Raw genomic sequence first — 24,316 nt, 5'->3', positions numbered from 1 at the left:
TACCGAGCTGCTCGCGGCAGCCTCGTGCAGTTAACCCCGGGCGATTTATTACGTCGGCGCGGCGTCTCTGTGCGGTCAAGATCATAATCGTAGTTAATCCGAGGGGACTTCAATAATTAGCTCCAAGCCGTTAATTTCGCTTGCCGCGTCACGAAGCGTCTGCGCAATGCCATGCGCGCGGTCGCCGAGCAGCCGTACGCTCTCGTCATAATGCAGCCAGCGGATCGTCAGAGGCGGCGCGGCGTAATCGTGCAGGCAGTCGTACAGCGCGTCGAGATTGCGGCCGTAGTAACCGGGGAAGTGCAGGCAGGCCTGGAACAGATCGTGGAAGTCGCCGACGGTCGTCAGCGTCCTGCCGTCCAGTATCAGTTCGGATGTTGTCATGGATCGCTTCACTCCTATAGGTGGATGTTTCTAGTAAACGGGACTTGTGCCGCCGGCGCAAGTCCCGTTCGTCGTCTTACCACTTCGTGAACGTTGCGTAGTGGTCGCTTGTCGTGTAATACAAGCCGTCGTTCGACCAGATGACGCGCTTCGATCCCCGGCAGCCGGAGACATAATAAGCGTCTGCTTCATAGTATACGCGACCGGACTTGGCTGGGAGCAAGCCTTCGCGGTTACCGAACACGTCACCGCCGATGCTGTAGCCCGGTGCCACGGTCGCCAGGTTGCATTGGCTCGACACCCATCCGCGCGCCGTCGCTTGGCTTTTCGTCAGGAAATTGGCCGGCAGCTTGTTGCTGTGCGTCTTTAAGTAGTTAATGATGCCTGCGAAGTCGGTCGGACCGAGCGCCGCCGCTTCGGCGGTCTGATTCCCCAGCAGCAGCGGTGCCGCGCTGCCGAAAACGAGCGTCAGCACCATGGCGATCGAGGCGATCAGCCTTAACCATTTGTTCATTACGGATAGGCCTCCTTCGATTGGAACGATTTGGACTGCAAGGATTATTATAGCGAGCTGCCTAGGGATGTCCCGTTATTTTATTGTGAAGGGGCCGGGCGGGTTTACGTTGGTTTTACATGGGGGGCGGGAAAAACGGAAAAATCGCGCCATTGATCGTAACTTTCCTACATGTGCGCAAGAAACGCGTTGGATTACGATGAAGGAGTCAACGGCAGCAAGCGGTTATCAGCCGGCCAAATAAGGAAGGAGCGTGAAACGGACGGCGCAACAATCGCGGATTCCGCATGGCCAAACGTTACTCCATTAGGATGAGGAGGCTTTTATCGTGTTCAAGAAAATGTTGACCACCATCTCGGCGCTTACATTGGCGCTTGGCGCCAATATCGTCGCGCCGGCCGCGACAAGCGCGGCGACGCCGATCGGCCAGGCGAACTCGTCGATCTTCGGCCCGAATGTGTATGTGTTCGACCCTTCGATGGCTGCGGGTGATATCGACGGCGTCGCCGCATCGGTGTTCAGCCAGCAGGAGTCGAACGAGTTCGGCAGCCAGCGGTACGCGTTCCTGTTCAAGCCTGGTTCGTATAACGTCAATGTGCGGGTCGGCTTCTATACCCATGTCGCGGGGCTGGGGCAGCATCCGTCCGAAGTCGCCATCACGGGCGGCCTCAACGCGGATGCCGACTGGGATAACGGCAACGCGACGCGGAACTTCTGGCGCTCAGTCGAGAATTTGACGATCGCCCCGGCGAGCGGCAAGACGCAGTACGCGGTATCGCAGGCGGCCCCGATGCGGCGCGTCCACGTCAAGGGCGAGCTGAGTCTGTTCGACTTCGACTCGAATTGGAACGCGGGCTGGGCGAGCGGCGGCTACTTGGCCGATTCGCTTGTGGACAACAAGGTCGTCCCAGCCTCGCAGCAGCAGTGGTTCTCCCGCAACAGCCAATGGTCGGAGTGGACGAACGGCGTCTGGAACATGACCTTCGTCGGCGCGGTGAATCCGCCGTCCGGCCAGTTCCCGGACCCGCCGTATACCGTCGTCGAGAAGACGCCGGTCATCCGGGAGAAGCCGTACTTGTACGTGAACGGCGCCGGTCAATACAACGTATTCGTCCCTTCGCTGCAGACGAATACGCAAGGCGTCAGCTGGGCGAACGGACAGACGCCGGGGCAGTCGCTGCCGATCGAGCAGTTCTATATCGCAAGACCCGATACGGCGAGCGCGGCGAGCATCAACGCGGCGCTGGCGCAAGGGAAGCATCTGTTCTTCACGCCGGGCATCTATCATCTGAGCGACACGATCCGCATCACGAACCCGAACACCGTCGTGCTCGGGATCGGCATGCCGACGCTTATTCCGGATAACGGTCAGGTCGCGATGAGCGTCGCGGACGTGGATGGCGTGAAGATTGCCGGACTCATCTATGACGCGGGACCGCTGAACTCGTCGTCCCTGCTGGAAGTGGGACCGGCCGGCAGCAGCGCGAACCACGCCGCCAATCCGACGTCGCTGCATGATCTGTACTTCCGCATCGGCGGTTATGTCAACGGCAAGAACGACGCCAGCCTGCGCATTAACAGCAATAACGTCATCGGCGAGCACTTCTGGATTTGGCGTGCGGATCACGGCGCTGGCGCAGGCTGGACCAGCAACGTGTCGAACAACGGGCTCGTCGTCAACGGCGCCAACGTGACGATCTACGGCTTGTTCAACGAGCATCACAACCAATATCAGACGGTGTGGAACGGCAACGGCGGACGGCTGTATTTCTACCAGTCGGAAATTCCGTACGACGTGCCGAATCAAGCGTCCTGGATGAGTAAGAACGGAACGGTCAACGGCTACGCGTCTTATAAAGTCGCGGACTCCGTCACTACGCACGAGGCATGGGGGCTGGGCGTGTACTCGTTCTTCCGGGATGCGGCCGTGAAGCTGCAGAGCGGCATCGAAGTGCCGAACGTGCCGGGCGTCAAAATCCATCACGCGACGTCGATCTGGCTCGCCGGCACGCCGGGCAGCGAAATTACGCACGTCATCAACGATGCGGGCGGCAAAGTGTATGCCAATTCTCCGGCGGAAGCGATGCGGCAGACGGTATCCGAGTTTGCAGGCACGGGGACGGGAACAGGCGATACGCAGGCGCCGACAGCGCCGGCCGGCCTGACGGCGACGGCCGTATCCGCCAGCGCGATTAATCTGAGCTGGAATGCCTCCTCGGATAACGTGGGCGTTGCCGGGTACGACATCTACCGGGGCGGCTCGCTCATCGGATCGTCGTCGACAACGGCATATAGCGACACGGGCTTGAACGCTTCGACCGCTTATAGCTACACCGTAAAAGCCAAAGATGGCGCGGGCAACGTGTCGGCAGCAAGCGGCGCGGCGAGCGCCACGACGCTGGCAGGCGGCGGATCGGGCGCGGCGCTGGACCGCACCGGTTGGACGGCGGTCTCGAACCCGTCGAGCGGCGACGCGCCAGCGAACCTGCTTGACGGCAATATGGCGACGCGTTGGAGCACGGGCACGGCGATGGCGCCGGGTCAGTATGTGATCATTGATATGAAAAGCGCGAAGACCATCAACAAGGTGACGATGGACTCGACCGGCAGCGACAATGATTACGCCCGCGGCTATGACGTCTACGTGTCGAGCGACGGTGCGATATGGGGCAACGCGGTGGCCAGCGGAACGGGCACGGGATCTGTCGTGACAGCAGCGTTCGCGTCTCAGAACGCGCGTTACGTCAAAATCGTGCAGACCGGAACGGCCTCCAGCTGGTGGTCGGTCCGCGAGTTGAACGTATACGGCGGCGCGGCTGGCGGCGGTACGAACCCGAACCCGGGCACGGGAGCGGCGCTGGACCGCACGGGCTGGAGCGCATCCTCGACACCTTCGAGCGGCGACGGGGCATCGAATTTGCTCGATGGCAGCATGGCGACGCGCTGGAGCACGGGCACGGCGATGACGCCAGGCCAGCAGCTGATTGTCGATATGAAGACGGCGAAGAGCTTCAGCAAGCTCGTACTCGATTCGACGGGCAGCGACAATGATTACGCCCGCGGCTACGAGGTGTACGTCTCGAACGACGGCGCAACGTGGGGCGCTCCCATCGCGAGCGGCACGGGCAGCGGTGCGGTGCTGACGGTGACGTTCGCGTCCCAGAATGCCAGGTACATGAGAATCGTGCAGACCGGCACCGCCTCCAGCTGGTGGTCCGCGCGCGAGTTGAACGTCTACAATTAACCGTGTCCAAGGCGCGGCGGCTGACCGCCGTTCTTGACGGCGGAGCGAGAATGTCATGCGGAAGAGAGGGAGCGATCCCTCTCTTTTTTTGGCTGGGGGATGGTTAACTACCGGAGTTGAAGGGGGGGATTGCAGATGGGCATGTGCTTAACAAGCTGCCGCTTCGGCGCCCGCAGCCCGCTTAACGTATTTCTTGCCTTATGCGTGTCCGCGAATGTACGGTATACCATTCTATGGGCGACATCCCCTGACCATGAACCGGCCGATCTACGCATCGACGGAGGCTACTCTTCCCGCACCGTATGCTTATTCCATTCCGGATCTCGAAGACTGTTTTCGAAGCGTCACGCTTGCTTCTCCATGGCAAGGGCAACTCGGCATCAGAGTCGATCTCTACTATGCCATAGACTCTGAGCAGCCAACCGAATGGGAATCCGGACAATGGCTTATCACGTCTGGCGGTCGGATCGCCCCCGTTTCCGGACATAAAACAGCACAAGCTCAATGATCACAGAGAACAGGCAGCTACGGAAGGCTTCCTGTTTTCTCAACTAGCGGACAGAATAGCGTTGAAAATCAGCTGGATAAACGACTTTACAGAGGAACGTATATTCGCTAATCTAAAGGTAAAATTCCATAAAAAGGGAGTGGTGAGAATGCAGCTTTCTCAGAAGATGGTTATAGATTCGAAAAATGGCTTGGAACTGCAAGACCTACGAAATGAAGAAGTACATATGGTCTGTTTTAAGGAGTCTGATTTTCACGGTATAGATATGCGCAGTACCAAAATTGCTCATACGAACTTTGTGAATTCTAGATGGGAGCATATCTACTTTTCTAATGTTCATATTAATTTTATTCAGATGGGTGGGACTGTATTTGAAAATATTATCCGACCAAATGCCGCAATGAGTCAGTTGTCTGATGAGCCGGGAACCGATGGTTGGGTAAACGTTGAACCGGTGGTTTTCAAGACCAGCGATTTAAGCACAGCGAGATTTGAAAAGTGTGATCTTACCAATGTCCAAATTAAGGAGTGCAATATTGAAGGTCTAAGTATAGATGGAATCTTGCTAACGGACTTATTAGAGAATTACAAGAAAAATGCTCTAATAGATTGAACTATCGAAGAATGCATAAATTGTAAGAGAGGTGATGAATCAATGAACAGCAATGTTTTTTGGGGGATAGGATTATTAGCGCTGAGTATGTTTCTTGAGCCATTAATGGCGATTGTGGGGCTGAATGAAAGGTTGTTCGGATTGCACTTGCAAGGTGAAACTGTGTTTTCATTGAGTCCTTTCTTAGTTCGGACGATTCTGGCCGTAATTGGCGTTATCATGCTTGTAATCGGCGGTATGCAAGTTGCAAAGCAGAAGAATAAATAGATGAAAGGATAGAGAGCCATAGAGTTTCTTCAGCTCCGGAGGCTGAATGTGTGCGGCGAATAGATACGAAGACAGGCTTGCTTCGCAGATCGGCGGAGCAAGCCTGTTCGTTATACCGACTTCTGATATTGGGAAGGCGTCAGGCCGCTCCACTTTTTGAACGTGGCGCTGAAATGCCGCTCTTCCTGATAGCCGACCAGCTTGGCGACGGCGTAAATTTTGTAATGCTGCTTCAGCAGCGGCTTGGCTTGCTCGACCCGGTATTGATGGAGATAGTCCAAGAAGTTGATGCCAAGCCCTTGCTTGAACAGCGAGCTGAGATAGGTTTTGGAGACGAACACTTCCTTCGCGACGGCATCGAGCGTCAGGTTCGTCTGGTATTTGGCGTGAATGATATCGAGCGCGGCGGCGACGGTCCGATGGGTCGGCGTCATGGAGGTGAGCACCGCGACCAAGCCGCGGATGAGCGATTTGACGAGCGTGGACAAGTCGTCGATCGTCTCGATCAAGGGCAGCTGTTTCAGCCAGTCGACCATCTGCAGCTTCCATTCGAAGGCGGCCGCATGCTGCTCCTGCGCCAGCTTCTGCAGCTCCAGCAGGAAGGCGGTCGTCTTCAGACTCGCCCCGGACTGGCCGTAATGAGGGCTGCTTCGCAGCCGCTCGATCCAGGTCTCCGCGCCATCGAGCGCATGCTCGAAATTCATCGTCCGCAAATCGTGCAAAATCTGCTCCTCCAACCGCTCGAGCGCTTTGTCCTGCCACGCGTTGTCCGCGGCGGCCAGAGCACCGGCGAGCAGGTCGTGGTAGAACAGGATGCTCCCTCTGCCTTCGTAAAAACGCGCGTTCAGCGCTTCGGCCGCTTGGTCGTACGACAGGTGAAGCTCGTCAATGGAATCCGCGAGCCCCCCGACGCCGATGCTGACCGAGATACGCAGAAACTGCTCCAGATTCGTCCGGAGCTGGGTGAGCTTCGTCCGGCACGCTGCGAGGTGCACCTCGTCCGCCGGCTGCCGATTAGCAAGCCAGACCAAATCGCTGCCGCACCGGAAGACGATCGTGCTTCCCCGGCTTGGCGTCTGCAGCGTCTCGCGCATGACATTCTCCGCCGCATATCGGATCAGCTCCATATCCCTGGGCTGGTAGGGACTTGGCGATTGCGTATGGGGCGAGCCCGTCTCGTCGAAGCGGACAATGCCCGCATAGATGTGGGCAGCCTCAATCGGTTCACCCCACATCTCCAGCTGGCGGCTGCGGTTCTCCAGGGGCTGAGGCGGCGATTGAAGCCACCGGACCAGCGTCTTCTCCATGACGGCGGCAAGGCTTTGATGAAGCGAATGCTCGGTCTCGCGCGTCTTGGCGATCTTCTGCTTCGCGCTAATGAGCGTATCCATCAGCTCTTCGGGCTTGCACGGCTTGAGCAGATAGTCGCTGACGCCAAGACGCAGGGCGGTCTTGGCATATTCGAAGTCATTGTGGCCGGACAGCAGGATGAACTCCAGCCCCGGCTGCTCTCGTTTGGCGGCTTGCACGAGCTCCAAGCCATCCATCCGGGGCATGCGGATGTCGGTAATGACGATGTCCGGAGCGAGCCGGTCGATCAGCCTGAGCGCTTCCTCCCCATCTCCGGCCTGGCCGCACAGGCGGAAGCCGCACTGCATCTCTTCAATGGACTCAGCAATTCCCTCCCGTACGGTGCGTTCATCTTCCACGATCAATACTTTCAGCACGCGGCTGCTTCACCTCCGTCAGCGGTATTCGTAGCGTAATCGTCGTGCCGCTTCCTTCGCGGCTGGCGATATGAAGCGAGGCGTCCGCGCCGTACGCCAGCCTAAGCCGTTCCTCGATATTTCGCAGGGCGAACCCGGAGTCGCCGGCCGGATCGCGGACGGGGGCCGAGATCTGTCTCAGCCGCTCTTCGGCAATGCCGCGCCCGTTGTCGATCACCTGTATGAGCAGGCAGGCGTCATCGGTCTCGCACAGCACCTGCACGCAGCCGTCGCCATCCATCGGCTCCAAGCCATGTACGACGGCGTTCTCCACGAGCGGCTGGATGATGAGCTTCGGAATATAGACGTCGACCGGCAGTCGAGGGGCATGAATGTCGTAGTCGAGCCTGTCCTTGAAACGGTACCGCTGCAGCTGCAAATAATGGCGCACCAGCTCAAGCTCTTGGTCGAGCGTGATCATGGGCTGGCCGTTATTCAGCCGAAGGCGGAACAGCTTGGAGAGGGAGTAGATCATCTCCGACAAATCCTTGTCGCTCTGCTTGCGCGCCGACCAGTAAATCATATCCAGCGTGTTATATAGAAAATGCGGGTTGATCTGCTCCTGCAGCGTCTTCAGCTCCGCTTCGCGCTGCTTCAGCCGCGTCGAATACACGTCGTTGATCAACTCGTCGATCCGCTGGACCATCGCGTTATAGCCGCGACCGAGCTGGCCGATTTCGTCCCCGGCGGCGAACTGCACCCGCTGCGTGAAGTCGCCCTGCTGCAGGCGGCGCATCGACTGCAGCAACTTGCCCATCGGCCTCGTGATGGCGAGGGTGGCGAACCAGGAGACGAAGATGGCCGCCAGCAGGCAGATGCTCATGAACAGGATGGTAATAAGACTGATGCGGTCCAGCTCCTTGAGAATGAGCCGCTTGGGCTGCGCGACGAAGGCATGCCAGCCGGTGAGCGCGGAATACGTATGCGAGATCAGCCGTTCGTCCGATCGGATATTCTCGGGCAAGTCCATCAGCGGCGCGTGGATCTCCGCAATCGGCACATCCCAATAATGCTGGCCGATCCACCGCGGCAGCGAGCCGCTCATAATCGTGCCGGTCCGGTCGACGAGAAAAATATGCGTGCTCGCGTCGAAGGCGTCCGCCAGCCGCGCCTTCAAGCGATTCTCGTCGATCCCGACGACGATGATCGCCTTGCGGCTCAGATCGTTCGCGTTCTTGATGACTTTCAGCAGCACGAGCTTGTTGTCCCGATCGCCGATGAACGGGCCTTCCAGCGCATGGACGAAGCTCCATGCTTCCTTGCCGCCGCCTTGCATGGCCGCCTCAAAGAGCGGAGTTTGCTTGAACCGCTCAAGAGGAACGGCGCTCGTCGTGCCGCTCTGGTCGATGGCGAACGGGTCGCCGCCCGCGTCCCCGTAGTCGTTCAGCGGATAGATGATGAGCGATTGGATCGTATGGCGGGTGACCATCAAGGTGGAGAGCGAGATGAAGGCCCGTCTGCGGACGGCCGCATCCGATGGTTTATTCAGCAAATCCTGCACCGCATCGGAGAGGAACAGGAAGTTCGAGAAGTCGACTGCGTCCTGCGCGATATAATTGAAATCGTCCATCAGCGTGCGGGTCATGTTGATTTGATTCAAGCGGCTCTTGCTCAGCACTTGCTGGGAAGCAATATAATAAGAGAACATGCCGGTCAATCCGATCGTGACGACGAGCATCGGGATAATCCACACCATCAGCTTCATCCGGATCGGCCAATTGGCGTAGCGATAGTAGCGGTGCTGCGGCAAGTCGTTCGAAGCCTCCTTGTGGCGGAAGGTGGTCGGCTATGTCGGCGCGGCGGGCAGCGGCACGATGGCAGCTTCGCCTACGATAGGGCGATGGCGGCATTCGTTCGTCCACGCGCGGCATGCGCTGCACGTAAGGGCAGGCATTTCTGTAAGCGCTTCACCATCCCAGTATATCGGAAATTTCTGGGGAATGACATGCGCGCTGGCGAAGTCCGTAATTTTGTCTACCTTTTCGCAAATATCGCGCATATCGATGGAACGAGGTGCGGCTTTATGATAGGAGGAAACGAAACAAACGATGGAAAATGGGGTCTGGTTATGAGACGCGGCTGGTGGAAGGCTGCGGCGGCTATCGCGGGATTGCCGCTGCTGGCGGCTTGTTTGGGCAATAACGGGGGGACGTATGACGAGGCGCCGCGCGGGCAGCCGCCCGCGCGGACCGCGGCTTCTGGCAAGGCGGTTCAAGCGGAGGGCGTCGTGACGCTGAAGCTGTTCACTGCCTTGTCCGACCGCGCGAATGGAGCGGGCAAGGTCGAGCAGGAGCTGATCGATGCGTACATGGCGGCGAATCCGGGCGTGAAGATCGAGGTGGAGGCGCTGCAGGATGAGCCTTATAAATCCAAAATCAAGGTATATGCGGCGACGAACGATCTCCCTGACATCATCCAAACGTGGGGGCAGGCTTCCTTCATCAAGCCGCTGATCGATAATGAACTACTGATGCCGCTCGACTTGGGAGATTACGTGGCTGCGGGCTTCATGCCAGGCGCGGTCGACGGGTTCTCGCAGGATGGCAACGCCTACGGCCTGCCGCGCAGCACCGATTATTTCCTGATGTATTACAACCGGAAAATGTTTGCGGACAACGGCGTGCCCATTCCGAAGACGACGGACGAGCTGAAGACGACGGTGAAGAAATTCCGGGCGAAAGGAATCAATCCAATCGCGGTCAACGGCATGGACCTATGGTCCTTTCCGATCTGGTTCGAGTACGTGCATCAGCGGCTGACCGGCGACTTCAGCCTGATGGACCGGGCGCTGCGGCGCGAGATGCCGTTTAACGCGGACAGCTTCCTTGCGGCGGCGCGGGAGATGCAGCAGCTGGCGGAGATGGGGGCGTTCGCGGATGGCTATTTGACCGCGGATTACGGAACCGCACGCAACCTGTTCGGTCAAGGGCAGGCGGCAATGTATCTGCTCGGCAGCTGGGAGATCGGACTCGCCACTGACGCGGCCTTCCCGGATGCGTTCCGGGAGAATGTCGGCGCGATGGCCTATCCGGCATCCGCGCAAGCGACTTCGACCGGCACCGCGGTCTGGTACGGCGGCGGCTACTCGATCGCGCGGCACACCCGACATCCCGAGGAGGCGGAAGCATTCCTCCGGTATTTCTTCCAACCCGAACATTGGGCCAAGCGGTTGTGGGAGAAGGGCGCGGGCATTCCGGCTTCGCGATTCGCCCTGACAGGCAAGGAGACGGCGTTACAGAAGCAGCTGCTCGCGATTCTGGAGAAAACGACGTCGAGAAGCGGCACGCCGATTCTCGACGAGGGCACGCCGGAGTGGAAGGAAACGATCATGGATTTGCACGGTAAGCTGCTGGAAGGCGTGATCACGCCGGAGGCGTTCGTGGAGGGACTGGATGAGGCGGCGTCTCGGGATTAGAGGCAGGGCGATTGGTGGAAGGCTGGGGAGTGCGAAAGTCCGTCTATAAGGTGGTGTTCCAAAAGTCATTATGATGACGAAGGGGCACCACCTTTTTCATGAAATATGATCTATAGACTTTGACAGAGACGCTGCTCGTGAAGATGTGCAACCGTCCATTTACGAGTGTTAATCGGTTTTCTTGGTAATAATGTTGTTTAGCTTTCTAGTTTTTCGTTGTTCATTGACTTTATCTATCATTTTCATGTAGTCGTCTTTGTAGCGTTTAATGGAATGTTGGATATTCTCAAAATCTCGTAGAATGTGACGCTTGCTGGCCTCGGTATGGCAATAAGTCCAGTCGAGTTCATCGTAGAGAACGCCCATCATTTTTAAGGCCCATTCCAAGGATCGCTGATCGCTGCTCGCAGCATAGGCTTCGATTCGATCGAGTATGATATCTTCCATGCCTTGCACATGCACGACAAGCCCCGTCTCCTCGATTTCATAGTCGAGAACGCGATCATAAGAACCGGAATATCGACCGGACGGAAATTCGACGATGGATTTCAACTCGGGATGGAAACAATCCTTGCTGTCGATTTTGGCATAGCCCAGATGTTCCATCACTCTGTAAGGGAATTCTGTGTTGACAGCTATCAAGTCGATGTCCCTTGATTTATACAGCCCCTGAGTATAGGTAGCAACGACAAGACCGCCTACGATAACCGGTGCGGTAACATGATTGTCGTCAAAGACTTTCGTAATTATACTTGCAACCGCCAAGTCCTGCCGCCATGGATCGTCGATGTGTTTGACTTTTTCCAATAAGGTGATCAATTCGGGATCTACATATATTTCTTCCATGCCGCTACCATCTCCGGATCAGGTTTGGAAAATTTGGTGCGATCGAATTTCTCTGCGATCAGCGCGATTTCCACCGCAATGACGCGCCTGCGCTGCGCCTCATCTCGCTGCCGGGTTTCCGGCATTGCGGGAATCGCATGGGCAAAGAACGAGACACGCTCTTTGGTTCTATCCAGAATATCGTTGAGCTTTCGGTTACTCATCCATGTCCCTCCTAATGAGCATGATTGCCGTTTTTCGAACAACCCAACCGCTTCATATAATTAGTATACCAGTTTTTGCGCGGGCAGGTTCTGAATAAAAACGGCCGATCGCCCTCGACGGCTTGGCGGGAAGCGATTGCTCCTCATTCTGCTAGAATCGGGGGTCAACACTACATCATGCGCCGCGCATATGTATCTCCCCTCCGCTGTCGCCGCAGCTCCGCGCGATAATAGCGTTCAAAATATTGCCGTTTACCATTATTCGACAACATATTACAATGTACATAACGATAGAACAAAGGCGAGCAGACGCAAGGCACGGGGAGCGAGGAGCAAACGAAGATGAAGCACGACATGGATAATAAGCGCGAGATCCGCCCGATGCAGGCGCAGACGCCAGGCGGCAGGGACGGCAAGGCAGCCGCGCCATCCCACGCGATGCATGCCCTGCAGCGGAAGATCGGCAACCAGGCCCTGCTTCAGCTGGCAGCGGATCAGGCTGCCAAGACGGGAGCGTCAGCCAACGGACCTGTCATGCAGCGCAGAGTAATCGAATACGTGCCGACGCCGACGGCTCCGGTTGTCTCGAAGGAACTGAACGATGATCAGAATCGGGCGTTGGCGGGACTGATCGCAAGCGCGAGATTGAAAGCCAAAGAAATCGACGGCCATGTCAATAAAGCGCGGGATAACGTGCAGAAGGTCGTGAACGACGTCGTCGCCGGCCGGATGAAGGTGACGGAGGTCGCGGCCAAGTTCCCGTACAGCGGGCACGCGGATAATTTCCAGAACAAGCTGATGGATCATATCGGCGGCGGAGCAAGCGTCCATCCGTCCGCGCCGGGCGGCTATCTGATCGAGGATTACGCCTCCGCCAACATGAGCGGCGTGGGCATTCAAGTGACGCCGGGCAATCTGCGCGGATCGCGGCCGGATTTCATGATCCCGATGGCAACGGACAGGAAGGGACCGGGCGGCAACGATTACTCGGGTCTCGTCGATGCGACTTCAGGCTCGTCCTCGTCGATAGGCCACATATTGCGCAAAGGGGGAGGCGTCTGGACCAAGCGGACCGGCTATCCGTACGTGGCGGAGTCCGTCTATGATCCGTTGTCCTTCGGCAAGCCGACACGGCCGCTGACGGACGACGAGATGGAAGCGATCAAGGCGCGGGAGCTCGAGAAGCAAGCGGCGATAGAGAACGCGGCGGCCGAGGAAATTACGCGGCTGCAGGCGCAGTACAAGGAGACGCACGACAACATCCTGGCCTATCTGAACACGGGCGAAGCGGCGAATATGGCTACCATCATGCGTTTGACCGGTTCCCGGACGAAATCCAAGCTCTCGGTCATCGGCATCGATTACAACCCGGAGACGAACGAGGTGGAGACGTCGGAGCCGTTCGAAGATTGGGTGAAAGACACGTACGTCGATTCCATGTTCCGCACGCCGACCAAGCGGGAGAAGACGCGAACGCTGCTCGAGATCATGCAGCTACTGCCATGATAACGACCATCTTCCTCGCCAGGATGGATGTTAAGGAAGACGCCGCCACGGCGTCTTTTTTCTCGCGCAAAAATAAGAAAAAACGCCAGCTGTAAATTCTCTTTTTCGCGAGAAGCTTCACCTTTATGATGAGTCGTATAGACGTTCTTACGCGAGGTGAGAGGAATGAGCGGAATCGAGGCCAACGAGCGTGTATTGCGCCACGCGATCGCGATCGCCGGGCTGCCGCTGAGCGCGCTGCAAGCGGCGTTATCCCGCTATGACGCGCATCGGTACGGCCCGGTGGGCGAGATGGTGCAGGTCGGCGATGGACAGCTGCATGCGATCGTAACCGGATCGGGCGGACCGACCGTTATTTTGGAATCCGGCATGGGCGGGTGCTCGCTCGATTGGTCGCTCGTGCAGCCGGCGCTCTCCAAATATGCGACGGTGCTCGCTTATGATAGAGCCGGCTTCGGTTGGAGCTCCCCGGCAAGCGGCGTGCCGACATGCGCGGGCAGCGCGTCAGCGTTAAGGGAGCTGCTGCGAGCACTGAACTTGGCGCCGCCTTATCTGCTGGTCGGCCACTCTTACGGCGGGATGATCATGCACCTGTTCGCGGCAAGCTACCCGCAAGAGGTGATGGGGCTGGTGCTGGTCGACTCGACGCACGCGGACCGGTTCGCCCCGCAAACCGGGCAAGACGGCCATGCCGCGCGCAGGGCAGAGCGCTCGAAGCACCGGAGCCGTCTGCGGCTTGGGTACCTGCTCGCGCCGATCGGCATTCCCAGGTACCTGAAGCAATGGATCGGCGTGAAGCGCCTGCCGGGCGAAGCGGGACGGGCCGTCCGTTCGCTCGGCTACCGGAGCAGCGCGTACAAGACGGCGTACGCGGAACTGATCGGCACGGCGGACAGCGCTGCGCAGCTGCACCAGGCGCCGCCGCTGCCGCCTCATTTGCCCGTCATCGTGCTGACAGCCGGCAGACAGACGGCCGAGTGGCTGGAAGGGCAGCAGGCGCTGCTTCGGTTGACGGAGCGGACGAAGCAGGTCGTCGTGCCGGACAGTTGGCATGCGATACATATCCATCAGCCAAGGATCGTCATCGAGGCGGTGGCAGGGCTGATCAGCGCGGGGGTCGCGGGGATCATGCTGGATGAGTAGACAGACGTGCAGTCATCGATATAAGCCATGTCGGAACGTGAAGAAGGCAGACCCTAGGGTACCTTATGGCACCTTTTGGTCCGCCTTCTATTTGCGTTTCTTCTATTAATCATCGCCTAATGGGTGCCTATGGCGCCGAACATGCCCTCGCTTTGCGCCGAATCGTTGAAAAAGTATAGGTTTTCGTTGCTAACCTCGATGCCGCGCACCGCGAGGGACGTTTTACAATGAAGAGATTAGTTCAAGAATCCGTCGAGCGCGATCGTCGGCTTGCCGTCGGCCTGCCATGCGCCTTTGTTATAGCCGCCGTTGTAGCCTGGCGTCGCTTGCGGTTCCCAATAGAAGACGCCGAGACCTTTGCCGCCGGAAATATTGCGCACTTTCGTCTTGATATCGGCGATGAAGCTCTTCGCCGCGGACGGCTGATTGTAGTCGAGGCCGATCTCGGAGATCATGATGCTTTTGCCATAACGGCTGATCATATTATTCGCGTTGCTGATCGTCTGCGTCACTTTGGTGCTCCAATCCGACGCGCTCGGGTACAAGGACATGCCGATGATGTCGAAGGTCGCGCCGTTCGCGATCAGGCCGCCGATGTTCCAGACGAACACCGCGTTATCGTAGCCGTTGGCCAGATGGACGATCGTCTTGGTGGACGGGAAGATGCTCTTGACCGCATTGTTGCCCGTATTGACGAGCCAGGCGTAGTTCTTCATGTTGACCGAAGCCCGGCCATCGCTCCACAGCATGCCGTCGTTCGTCTCGTTGCCGACCTGCACCCAGTCCGGGGTGACGCCCGCGTTCTTCATCGTGTTCATGACGTAGACGGTGTGCGACCAGACCGCGTCCATCAGCTGGGTGAAATTGTAGGCTTGCCATGCGTATGGCTTCGTCTGTTGTCCGGGATCGGCCCACGAGTCGCTGTAATGCAGCGTTAACATGACGCTCATGCCGAGGTCCTTAGCCCGCTTGGCCAGCTTCGCCGCCGTCTCGGCGTTCATGTAGCCGTTGAAGTAGTCGCTCATATTCGGATTGACCCAGACGCGCAGGCGCACCGAATTCATTTGGTAATCGTTCTTCAGAATTTGCAAAATGTCGCGCGTCGTGCCGTTCTTGTCCTTCCATTTGTACCCTTGCGCCTCCATCCCGGCGACCCAGCTAATATCGGCGCCTTTGGCGAACGTGGGCGCGGCGACGGCCTGGTGTCCGGCGGTATACGGGAACGACGTGGTCAGGAGCAGCGCGGCGAGCAGCAGCAGGAGCGGCTTCCAGACACGAGTTGAGCGTTGAGACATGATGATTCCTCCTTGTGTGCGGTGGGATAGACGATCTATCGGTTTGCAGGGTCGCGACCTCCCGACATCTCAAATTGTAAGCGCTTTGATAACGTCGCTGTAGATGAGGACATCAACGTTTTGTTATACTAATGCAACAATTTCCATCGTTCGCGGAGCCAAAGGGTATACTAAGCACGGGAAGACCGCGGGGGACACGAACGGCCGGGGAGCGACACGGAACATGAAGCGATACATGCCTTTTACCTACAAAATGATGCTGCCTTACCTTATTCTCGTCCTGTTGACCGACATTGTGATCGGCTATATCTCTTACAGCATGCTCATCGAATCGCGGACCGAGATGGCGGAGACGAACATCCGCACGGCGATGGAGCAGTCGCGCAACAATATGACGTACAAAATGTCCGAGATGCAGCGCATCTCCGACACGCTGTTCAGCAGCGTGCCGTTCCAGCGGGCGATCCAGACGCGCGGCGAGCCGATCGAGATCTATTGGACGATGCTCGATGAGATCGTGCCGCAGCTGCAGTCGCCGCTCCAGCTGTACGGGAACAGCTTACGGCTGATGCTGTTCACGCTGAATAACGATCTGAACGAGGTCGAGGGCGATCCGGTCTCGGCGCCGATTCAGAAGAGCGACTACTATATTCTCCCGGCGCAGCGGCTGGCCGAAAGCGAAGGCTATCGCGAATTCCGCGAATCCGGCAAGGACAACACCTGGGTGCAGCTCGATTCGGACGAGCGGCTGGAGAATATCTCGCATCTGCGCAAGCTGGTATCGTACAGCGACTACATGACGGTCATCGGCTACGTGCGCATTACGACGCGGTTGGACGACCTGCTCGGGGATTTCAACGCGTTCCCGCTGGGCGAAGGCATCGTGCTGCGGTTGCAGGAGACGGCGACCGGACGGACCGTGTTCCAGCGGGGGGGGACGGCCGCCAATCCGGGGGAGCGTTCGCTGACGCTGATCGAGCCGATTCCCCGAACCGGTTATTCGATCGAGACGCTCGTGCCGTATTCGTATTTGAAGAAGGACGCGGGCAAGCTGCGCAATTCGATCATGCTCGTGTGCGCGGCCAGCTTCGCGGTCATGGCGTTCATCGGCGTTATCGTGGCCAGGTTGTCCGGGCGCAAAATGAACCGCATCGTCAAGATGCTCCGCTCCTTCCAGGAAGGCAGCTTCCAGAAGCGGATTCGGTTCAGCGGCAGCGACGAATTCGTGCAGATCGCCGACGCCTTCAACGTCATGGCCGAGAACATTCAGGAGCTGATCAACCGCGTGTACGTGCAGGGTTTACACAAGAAGCAGGCGGAGCTTGAGGCACTGCAGGCGCAGATCAATCCGCATTTTCTGTACAACACGCTCTCGACGATCAGCTCGCTGGCGAACCTCGGGGAGACGCGCAAGGTGACGGAGATGGTGAAGGGCGTGGCGAAATTTTACCGATTGACGCTCAATTCGGGCAAGGTGTTCATACCGCTGGGCAAAGAGGTCGAGCAGGTGGAGACGTACCTGGACATCCAGCGGGTGAAATACGCCGACGCGTTCGCCGTCTATATCGACATCGAGCCGGGCATCGAGGATGTGCAGGTGACGAAGCTGATCCTGCAGCCGTTCGTGGAGAATATTTTCAAACATGCATGGTACGGGGAACGGATCGCAATCCGGATCACCGGCAGACGGGTCGGGGAGTCGATCGAGCTGAAAGTCATCGACAACGGCGTTGGCATGAGGCCGGAGACGGTGCGCGGGCTGCTCGTCGGCCCCAGCCAGTCGGACAGTTATGGGTTGAAAAACGTCAACGAGCGGATCAAGCTGCGCTACGGGGACGAATTCGGCGTCACGATCAAAAGCGTCTTCGGCGGCGGCACGACGGTGCAGCTGCTGCTCCCGTTCGAGCATCGCGAGGACGCGGGAACGGAGGACGAAAGCGGCGGATAAGCATGCGGACGCTCGGAGGAAGGACGGGCTGCGGAATTGCCATCAGTTTGCCGCGGCATATCTTCGGTACGAAGAACCAGCCGCGCATAGGAGACAAGCACTGCGAGGCGGTGCGTTAGCGCGGATTACAGCAAGCGAGGTGCATACAGGATGAATATTTTGCTGGTGGATGACGAAGCGATCGATTTGGAATGGCTGCGGCGGCGGGTGGCGGGCAGCCACTTGAACGTACAGGTCGTGGGGACGGCGAACAGCGGGTTCGCCGCGCTGAAAATACTGGAGGAGCAGCATGTCGACGTCATTCTCTCGGACATCCGGATGCCAATTATGACAGGGCTCCAGTTCGCGCGGAAGGTGAGGGAGCTGCATCCGCACGTGCAGATCGTCTTCATTAGCGGACACGAAGACTTCGGCTACGCGAAGGAAGCGATGCAGGTGAACGCGGCGGGGTATTTGCTCAAGCCGGTGGACGATAACGAGCTGCACGAGATGCTGGAGAGTCTAAGCGCCAAGCTCAATCGGCAGCGGGAGCAGGACCGCTCGATGTCTGAAGCGCTGTCGCTGGTCAGCCAAGAGCTGCTGCTGCGTTGGTTCCAGTCCGGCGACGCGGGCGCGGTGGAGCCGCATATCCGCGATTATTTGCACCCGCTCCTGCAGGCGGGGGCGACCGTGGCGGCAATCGAGATCGATGACCTGGAGTGGCGGGTAGCCGAAGAAGAGCGGGCAAACACGGCGCGCCGGATCGAGCTGCTGATTGCGGGCTTGGTCGCGGATCGTGCGCTCGGGACGCTGCTTATGAGCGGTAATTCGCGCTTCATCCTCGTCTCCTCGGTGCCGGAGGAACGCCTCACGGCGATGCTGGAGGAGCTGATCGCCGACGTGCGCGGCGGCTCGCCGCTGACGATTACGGTTGGCGTCGGCCAATACGCGACGGACTTACGCGGGCTGCACGATTCGTACCGACAGGCGCAGGCGGCGGTCAGCGCCAAGTGGCTGCTCGGCAAGAGCCGGCTCATCCGCGATGGGGCGGCATCCTCGGCGCGGCCGTCGCTGGCCGAAAGCGACGACGAGGTCGTCGACCGGATGCTGGAGGCGATCCTCGAGTACGACCTCGTCGCCATCGACGATTGCCTGCTCCAGCTGTTCAACCGCGACGTCTCCGGCAGCCGCAAGAGCGAGATCTACGATCTCATTATACGCATTACGTCCAAGCTGCACGCGGATTTGCAGCGCCAAGGCGAGAACCTGTACGAGCTGCTCCAGTGGGAGTCGCACCAGCCGGTTATGCTGTTCCAATTCGAGACGATGGGCGACGTGCTCTCCTGGCTGCGCCGCCGATTCTTCGAGCTGTCCGAGCTGCTGTACGCGAAGAAGCAGCGCCAGAAGCGCAAGCTGATCGAGGAAATCATCCGCTACGTGGACGATCATCTGGAGCATCGCGTCACCTTGAAGGAAGTCGCGGCGCATTTCGACTTCACGCCGAACTACCTGGGGCACGTATTCAAGGAAGATACCGGCCAGCATTTCAGCGATTTCCTGAACGAGCGCCGGATGAACCGCGTCTGCGAGCTGCTGCGCGATCCGCTGCTGAAGGTGTACGAGATCGCCGAGCGCGTCGGGTACAAGAACATCATTTACTTCAACCGCCAGTTCAAGCAGGCAATCGGGATGTCGCCGGGCGAGTACCGGAAGAAGCATAAGATTTGAGAAGGAGACCCGTATCCGGGAGGATGCGGGTCTTTTGCCATGGTAGGGCAAATGGACGGTCAGGCTCGTGCGGCGGCGCATAGGATAGCCTGAAGCGGCCTGCTTCAATATGGACCCGAGTGCGCAAGGAAGGGGCGTTCGGGGGAAGAGGTGGAACGATTGTCCCGGTATGTTACGAGCAAATGGAAAAAAACCGCCGCTCTTCGCCAAGTATCGGAGCTCGACCGTTGTATACCCGAGACGGTGCGCATGAGAAAGGCTAGCTTGAAGCGGATGCTGGATCGCTACGGGATGGTGTACGTTAAGCCGGAGAAAGGCATGTGGGGGCAAGGCGTCATGCGGGTGGAGCGGCTCGGCAGCGGGTACCGCTATCAGCTTGGCACGAAAACGAACGATCACGGTACTTACGATTCGATGTATGCCGCGATCTTGCGAGATACTCGTAAACGTAAATATTTGGTCCAGCGCGGCATCAACCTGCTGAAACATAACGGGCGGCGATTCGATCTGCGCGTCATGGCCCAGTACTCGCCGGCAGGCAAGTGGGAGACGACCGGCATCATCGGCCGCGTCGCCGCCAAGCACAAAGTCGTCACCAACGTCCACAACGGCGGCGAGCTCGTCCCCGCCGAACGGCTGCTTGCCCCGCATGCGGAGCAGTTGGACGCGAAGCTCAAATCGCTGGCCGAGCTTGGCGTCTTGACCGGTCGGACGATGCGGAACGCTTTTCCCGGCGTGTACAAGGTCGGGCTGGATATCGCCATGGATGCCACGCTGAAGCCGTGGATCCTTGAGGTGAACACGATGCCGGACCCGTATGTGTTCCGGAAGCTGCCGGATAAGCGCGTTTTTCGGAAAGTGATGCGGTATGAGAGGGCGTATTTGGCGCGGTAGAGGGGCGATTAGGTGGCAGCCTTACCCGGTATTGCTTAAAGTGAGTAGGCCTCGGTAACCGGGGCTTGCTCTTTTATGGAGAGAATCGTTTTAATATCGTTGGTAAGACAGCGACATTCGGCGCCGCAGGGACAAAGACCTGAGGTGCCGTTTTTTTTATCCCCGCCCTTTACCCCAAACTAAACCTCCCCACCCCAAATCATTGTTTTTGTACTACTTTTAGTTGCCCCCCTCAATCTTGCCGAAAGCGCTCCCTCGTTATAATTAGCCTATACACACAGAGAGCAACACACGAGAGGAGACAATCGGATGAACCGGAATGGAGTTTGGGGAGAGATCAAGAAGAACCGGGCGCTGCTGCTGATGCTCGCGCCGGCCGTGCTGTTCTTCCTCGTATTCGCCTACGTCCCGATGGCGGGGATCGTCCTGGCATTCAAGCAGTACAACCATACGGGCGGCATCTTCGGCAGCCCATGGAACGGATTGGACAACTTCCGATTCTTCTTCGAGTCCGGCAACGCTTGGCTCGTCACGCGGAACACCGCGCTTTATAATATCGCGTTCATCGTCGTGAACAACGTGCTGCAGATCACGGTCGCGATCCTGCTGTTCGAGGTGGCGGGCAAGTGGTTCCGCAAAATCGCGCAGTCGGTCATGTTCCTGCCGTACTTCATCTCCTGGGTCGTCGTCGGCGCGATCGCGTACAACCTGTTCAACTACGATGTGGGCACGATCAACTCGATTCTGACGACGTTCGGCATGGAGCCGATCGACATCTATAACACGCCTTCCTACTGGCCGGTCATTCTCGTCATCGTATCGGCTTGGAAGACGCTAGGCTACGGCACGGTGATGTACCTGGCGGCGATCACGAGCATCGATACGGAAATGTACGAGGCGGCGGAGATGGACGGCGCCAACATCTTCCAGCGGATCTTCAAAGTGACGATCCCGAACCTGTACCCGACGATCATCATTCTGGTACTGCTGGCAATCGGCAACATCTTCCGCGGCGACTTCGGCATGTTCTATAACATGGTCGGAAACAACGGCCTGCTGTTCTCGAACACGGACGTCATCGACACCTTCGTCTTCCGTTCCTTGACCACGTCCAACGAGATTGGGCTGTCGGCAGCGGTCGGCTTCTATCAATCGATTCTCGGTTTCGCGACGATTATGCTCGCGAACTATGCGGTACGCCGCTACGACAAAGATCGCGCATTGTTCTAACAGAAGGAGGAGTTACACATGAGCGCACCCGCAGCGCAAGCAAGCAGCAACGCGAAGATCGCGGCCAACCGGCGCGGCAAAGACGTGCTGCTGCTCCAAATCATCGGCTATATCGTCATCACGGTACTCGCGGTGTTCTGCTTCATTCCGTTCCTGCTGGTCGTCTCCTCTTCCTTCTCGGAGGAGCAGTCGATCATCGAGAATGGCTTCCAGTTGATCCCGACGACATTCTCGACCGAAGCGTACAGCGTCTTGTTCAAATATCCGGAGCAAATGCTCCGCGCCTATGGCATCACGATCGCGGTGACGGCCATCGGTACCGTGGCGGGCTTGTTCCTCACGGCGATGACGGCTTACGTTCTACAGCGCAAAGATTTCAAATGGCGCAACCAATTCTCGTTCTTCTTCTTCTTCACGACGCTGTTCAGCGGCGGCCTGGTGCCGTGGTACCTGATGATCATCAAGTATCTGCATCTGAAAGACACGCTGCTCGTCCTGATTCTGCCGATGCTGCTGAACGTCTTCTACATCATCGTCATGAAATCGTTCATGAGCAGCATTCCGGAAGCCATTACAGAGTCGGCGAAGATCGACGGCGCTGGCGACTTCCGCATCTTCCTGCAGCTCATCCTGCCGCTGGCGAAGCCGGCGCTGGCGACGATCGGCTTGTTCATCGCGCTGGGCTATTGGAACGACTGGTACAACGCGCTCCTGTTCATCTCCAACGAGAACTTGATGCCGCTGCAATATTATTTGTACAAAATGCTTGGCAACATGGAAGGCATGCGCAAAGCGATGATGCAATCCGGCGCGGTCGTGAACGTCAGCCTGCCGACGGAGAGCCTCAAGATGGCGATGACGCTCGTCGCAACAGGCCCGATCCTGCTCGCATATCCGTTCATCCAGCGCTACTTCGTGCAAGGTCTGACGATCGGTTCGGTCAAAGGCTAATATTTGGATGACCCTGGGCACCGCCCGGTTATCATATACTACACTTATCAATATTTTTAGGGGGAAGCGGTTCATGCAAACCAAGAAAAGATCAGCGCTGCTGTTGCTGACCATCATCATGATGTTATCCATTGTGCTCACCGCTTGCGGGGGCAACAACAATACCGCAAAGACGAACAACCAAGCGGCCAACAATGGCGCAACGAACGGCGCGGCTGAGGGTACGGCGAATGCCGGCACTTCGGATACAAGCGAAGAAGTTAAGCTCAAAATGCTCCTCGTCGGCGGCAAACCGGCGGATTACGATCAAGTCTTCGGCGAGCTCAATAAGCTGCTGAAAGAGAAAATCAACGCGACGGTCGAAGCGGAGTTCCTCGACTGGGCGGACTGGTCGCAGAAATACCCGCTGAAATTCGCGGCGAACGAAGATTTCGACATCGTGTACACGGCGAACTGGGCGTTCTACAATGACCAATCGCTCAAAGGCGGCTTCCTGGAGCTGACCGATGATCTGCTCTCGAAGTATGCCCCGCAAACATGGGCGAATATGCCTAAAGTCGCTTGGGATCAAGCGAAAGTCGGCGGCAAGCTGTTCATGGTGCCGAACAACAACGTGGAAATCACGGACAAAGTCGTCCTGATCCGCGAAGATCTGCGCAAGAAATACAACCTGGAGCCGGTTACGAGCCCAGAGACCTATGCAGCGTACGTGAAAGCGATCGCGGCGAACGAGAAGGGCATCAACGCGTTCCAAGCGAAAGCGGCCGACGGCTGGAAATGGCATGAACTCGACCAAATCATGCTCGAGCAGCAAAACGAATGGAACCTGGTCGACTACAACTTCCCGCTCGCGTACAAAATGGACGACGCTGCTGGCAAAGTGTTCAACGTATATGACACGCCGGAATTCAAGCAGCTGCTCGCGTACTACAAAGATCTGGCTGACAACAACGGCTGGTCCCGCAACGTAGTCAGCAACAAGAACGACGTATGGCAGGACATTAAAGCAGGCAAAGCGGCTTCCTATGCGCAAAACATCGGTACGGTCGCGGCAAACATCATGGAATCGACGCGCGAGAATGTCGGCATCGAGCTGGCCATCGCGGATCTGACGCCGGACAAGAAGAAAATCAGCGCGATCTCCACGCAGAACGGCCTGGCGATCCACGCGACAAGCAAGAACGTCGAGCGTTCCCTGATGCTGATCGACCTGCTTCAGAACGACAAGCAAATCCATGACCTCTCGATGTACGGCATTGCTGGCACGCACTACGAGGCGGTTGGCGAAGACAAATACAACGCGGGTCCAAGCGCGGCGAACTACTCGCCATCGGGCTTCTCCGTATGGGGCTGGAACTCGGCGCTGAACCGTCAAGACGCGGCTTATCCGAAAGTGGCGGACGACATGTTCAACACGTGGACGAGCAAAGTGTACCACTTCCCGCTCGAAACCTTCGTCTTCGACGACTCCAAAGTGAAGAACGAAGTCGCGAACATCGGCAACGTTATGCTTCGCTACGCGATTCCGCTCGAATACGGCCTGATCAAAGACTTGGACAAAGGCCAAGCCGACTTGATCGCGCAGCTGAAATCGGCGGGCATCGACAAGGTGCAAACCGAGCTGCAAGCTCAAATCGACGCGTTCCTCGCGGCGCAAAAGTAATCGGCAATCGAACGGTAGAAGGCTGTCCCGCAACGAAAGTTCGGGACAGCTTTTTTCAAAGACAGTGAAGCTGGAAGTTTATGGGGTGCGGTGAAATGGCACGATGCCGCATGATCGATTTTAGTGCTTCGCACGATAGTCCATTCGCTTACATGGAGCGCTTTTATTTTTACTTTTTAAGACAGCGCTTACATATGGAGTTTGTGATCAGCACCGACA

19 protein-coding genes are annotated in these 24,316 nt (G+C 57.8%); 12 read left to right on the top strand and 7 right to left on the bottom strand.

Annotation, left to right across the window (positions count from 1 at the left end; genetic code table 11):
- Positions 1–93: 93 nt before the first annotated feature.
- Both ACFFSY_RS09155 and ACFFSY_RS09150 read right to left on the bottom strand, forming a co-directional pair.
- Entirely contained in the window at positions 94–384 is a 291-nt protein-coding gene (locus ACFFSY_RS09155) for a barstar family protein (RefSeq protein WP_377493027.1), read from the bottom strand.
- Positions 385–460: 76 nt separating this feature from the next.
- Positions 461–898: a ribonuclease domain-containing protein gene (locus ACFFSY_RS09150; RefSeq protein ID WP_377493025.1), complete on the bottom strand. Its 438-nt coding sequence runs from the start codon at positions 896–898 to the stop codon at positions 461–463.
- 328 nt (positions 899–1,226) lie between these two features.
- On the opposite strand from ACFFSY_RS09150, the gene ACFFSY_RS09145 reads away from it, so the two are divergent.
- The 3 genes from ACFFSY_RS09145 to ACFFSY_RS09135 all read left to right on the top strand — a co-directional run bounded on the left by ACFFSY_RS09145 (position 1,227) and on the right by ACFFSY_RS09135 (position 5,530).
- Complete coding sequence (locus ACFFSY_RS09145) at positions 1,227–4,142, top strand: pectate lyase-like domain-containing protein (protein ID WP_512699690.1); 2,916 nt, start codon at positions 1,227–1,229, stop codon at positions 4,140–4,142.
- 656 nt (positions 4,143–4,798) lie between these two features.
- Positions 4,799–5,263 (top strand): pentapeptide repeat-containing protein, encoded by a 465-nt coding sequence (locus ACFFSY_RS09140; RefSeq protein ID WP_377493023.1) that lies wholly within the window; start codon positions 4,799–4,801, stop codon positions 5,261–5,263.
- Positions 5,264–5,305: 42 nt separating this feature from the next.
- Complete coding sequence (locus ACFFSY_RS09135) at positions 5,306–5,530, top strand: hypothetical protein (protein WP_377493021.1); 225 nt, start codon at positions 5,306–5,308, stop codon at positions 5,528–5,530.
- Between the two features lie 110 nt (positions 5,531–5,640).
- On the opposite strand, the gene ACFFSY_RS09130 is transcribed toward ACFFSY_RS09135, so the two are convergent.
- Both ACFFSY_RS09130 and ACFFSY_RS09125 read right to left on the bottom strand, forming a co-directional pair.
- Positions 5,641–7,257, bottom strand: a complete 1,617-nt coding sequence (locus tag ACFFSY_RS09130) for a response regulator (protein WP_377493019.1) — start codon at positions 7,255–7,257, stop codon at positions 5,641–5,643.
- Positions 7,229–9,046: a cache domain-containing sensor histidine kinase gene (locus ACFFSY_RS09125; protein WP_377493017.1), complete on the bottom strand. Its 1,818-nt coding sequence runs from the start codon at positions 9,044–9,046 to the stop codon at positions 7,229–7,231. The genes ACFFSY_RS09130 and ACFFSY_RS09125 overlap by 29 nt, the downstream gene beginning before the upstream one ends.
- Positions 9,047–9,364: 318 nt before the next feature.
- Between ACFFSY_RS09125 and ACFFSY_RS09120 the strand changes: the two genes are divergently transcribed.
- Positions 9,365–10,711 (top strand): extracellular solute-binding protein, encoded by a 1,347-nt coding sequence (locus ACFFSY_RS09120; RefSeq protein WP_377493015.1) that lies wholly within the window; start codon positions 9,365–9,367, stop codon positions 10,709–10,711.
- Between the two features lie 168 nt (positions 10,712–10,879).
- Here ACFFSY_RS09120 and ACFFSY_RS09115 read toward each other — a convergent pair whose 3' ends face one another.
- Positions 10,880–11,557, bottom strand: a complete 678-nt coding sequence (locus tag ACFFSY_RS09115; protein ID WP_377493013.1) for a hypothetical protein — start codon at positions 11,555–11,557, stop codon at positions 10,880–10,882.
- Positions 11,539–11,760, bottom strand: coding sequence for a hypothetical protein (locus ACFFSY_RS09110; protein WP_377493011.1), 222 nt, complete (start codon positions 11,758–11,760; stop codon positions 11,539–11,541). Before ACFFSY_RS09110 ends, ACFFSY_RS09115 begins: the two co-directional genes overlap by 19 nt.
- 342 nt (positions 11,761–12,102) lie before the next feature.
- Here ACFFSY_RS09110 and ACFFSY_RS09105 point away from each other — a divergent pair, with 342 nt between their 5' ends.
- Entirely contained in the window at positions 12,103–13,266 is a 1,164-nt protein-coding gene (locus tag ACFFSY_RS09105; RefSeq protein ID WP_377493009.1) for a hypothetical protein, read from the top strand.
- A 165-nt stretch (positions 13,267–13,431) separates the two neighbouring features.
- On the top strand, positions 13,432–14,409 hold the full coding sequence (locus ACFFSY_RS09100; protein WP_377493007.1) for an alpha/beta fold hydrolase: 978 nt from the start codon (positions 13,432–13,434) through the stop codon (positions 14,407–14,409).
- Positions 14,410–14,645: 236 nt separating this feature from the next.
- Here the strand turns inward: ACFFSY_RS09100 and ACFFSY_RS09095 are convergent, their stop codons facing one another.
- Positions 14,646–15,704, bottom strand: a complete 1,059-nt coding sequence (locus ACFFSY_RS09095) for a glycoside hydrolase family 53 protein (RefSeq protein WP_377493005.1) — start codon at positions 15,702–15,704, stop codon at positions 14,646–14,648.
- 223 nt (positions 15,705–15,927) lie between these two features.
- On the opposite strand from ACFFSY_RS09095, the gene ACFFSY_RS09090 reads away from it, so the two are divergent.
- From ACFFSY_RS09090 to ACFFSY_RS09065, 6 genes are all read left to right on the top strand, one after another.
- On the top strand, positions 15,928–17,652 hold the full coding sequence (locus ACFFSY_RS09090) for a histidine kinase (RefSeq protein ID WP_377493003.1): 1,725 nt from the start codon (positions 15,928–15,930) through the stop codon (positions 17,650–17,652).
- Positions 17,653–17,802: 150 nt separating this feature from the next.
- Positions 17,803–19,359 carry a response regulator gene (locus ACFFSY_RS09085; RefSeq protein ID WP_377493001.1) on the top strand — a complete coding sequence of 519 codons (1,557 nt, stop codon included), beginning with the start codon at positions 17,803–17,805 and terminating at the stop codon, positions 19,357–19,359.
- A 159-nt stretch (positions 19,360–19,518) separates the two neighbouring features.
- Positions 19,519–20,253: a YheC/YheD family protein gene (locus ACFFSY_RS09080; RefSeq protein WP_377492999.1), complete on the top strand. Its 735-nt coding sequence runs from the start codon at positions 19,519–19,521 to the stop codon at positions 20,251–20,253.
- A gap of 309 nt (positions 20,254–20,562) precedes the next feature.
- Positions 20,563–21,483, top strand: a complete 921-nt coding sequence (locus tag ACFFSY_RS09075) for an ABC transporter permease (RefSeq protein ID WP_377492997.1) — start codon at positions 20,563–20,565, stop codon at positions 21,481–21,483.
- Between the two features lie 18 nt (positions 21,484–21,501).
- Entirely contained in the window at positions 21,502–22,434 is a 933-nt protein-coding gene (locus tag ACFFSY_RS09070) for a carbohydrate ABC transporter permease (RefSeq protein ID WP_377492995.1), read from the top strand.
- A gap of 73 nt (positions 22,435–22,507) precedes the next feature.
- The gene (locus ACFFSY_RS09065; RefSeq protein WP_377492993.1) at positions 22,508–24,097 is read left to right on the top strand and encodes a DUF3502 domain-containing protein; all 1,590 of its coding nucleotides are present in this window, start codon (positions 22,508–22,510) and stop codon (positions 24,095–24,097) included.
- Positions 24,098–24,316: the final 219 nt, after the last annotated feature.

Source organism: Paenibacillus aurantiacus (assembly GCF_042431225.1).
GTDB classification, from domain to species: domain Bacteria; phylum Bacillota; class Bacilli; order Paenibacillales; family Paenibacillaceae; genus Paenibacillus_Z; species Paenibacillus_Z aurantiacus.
The sequence above is the reverse complement of the archived record's forward strand: the minus strand, read 5'-3'. Positions and strand labels throughout refer to the sequence as shown.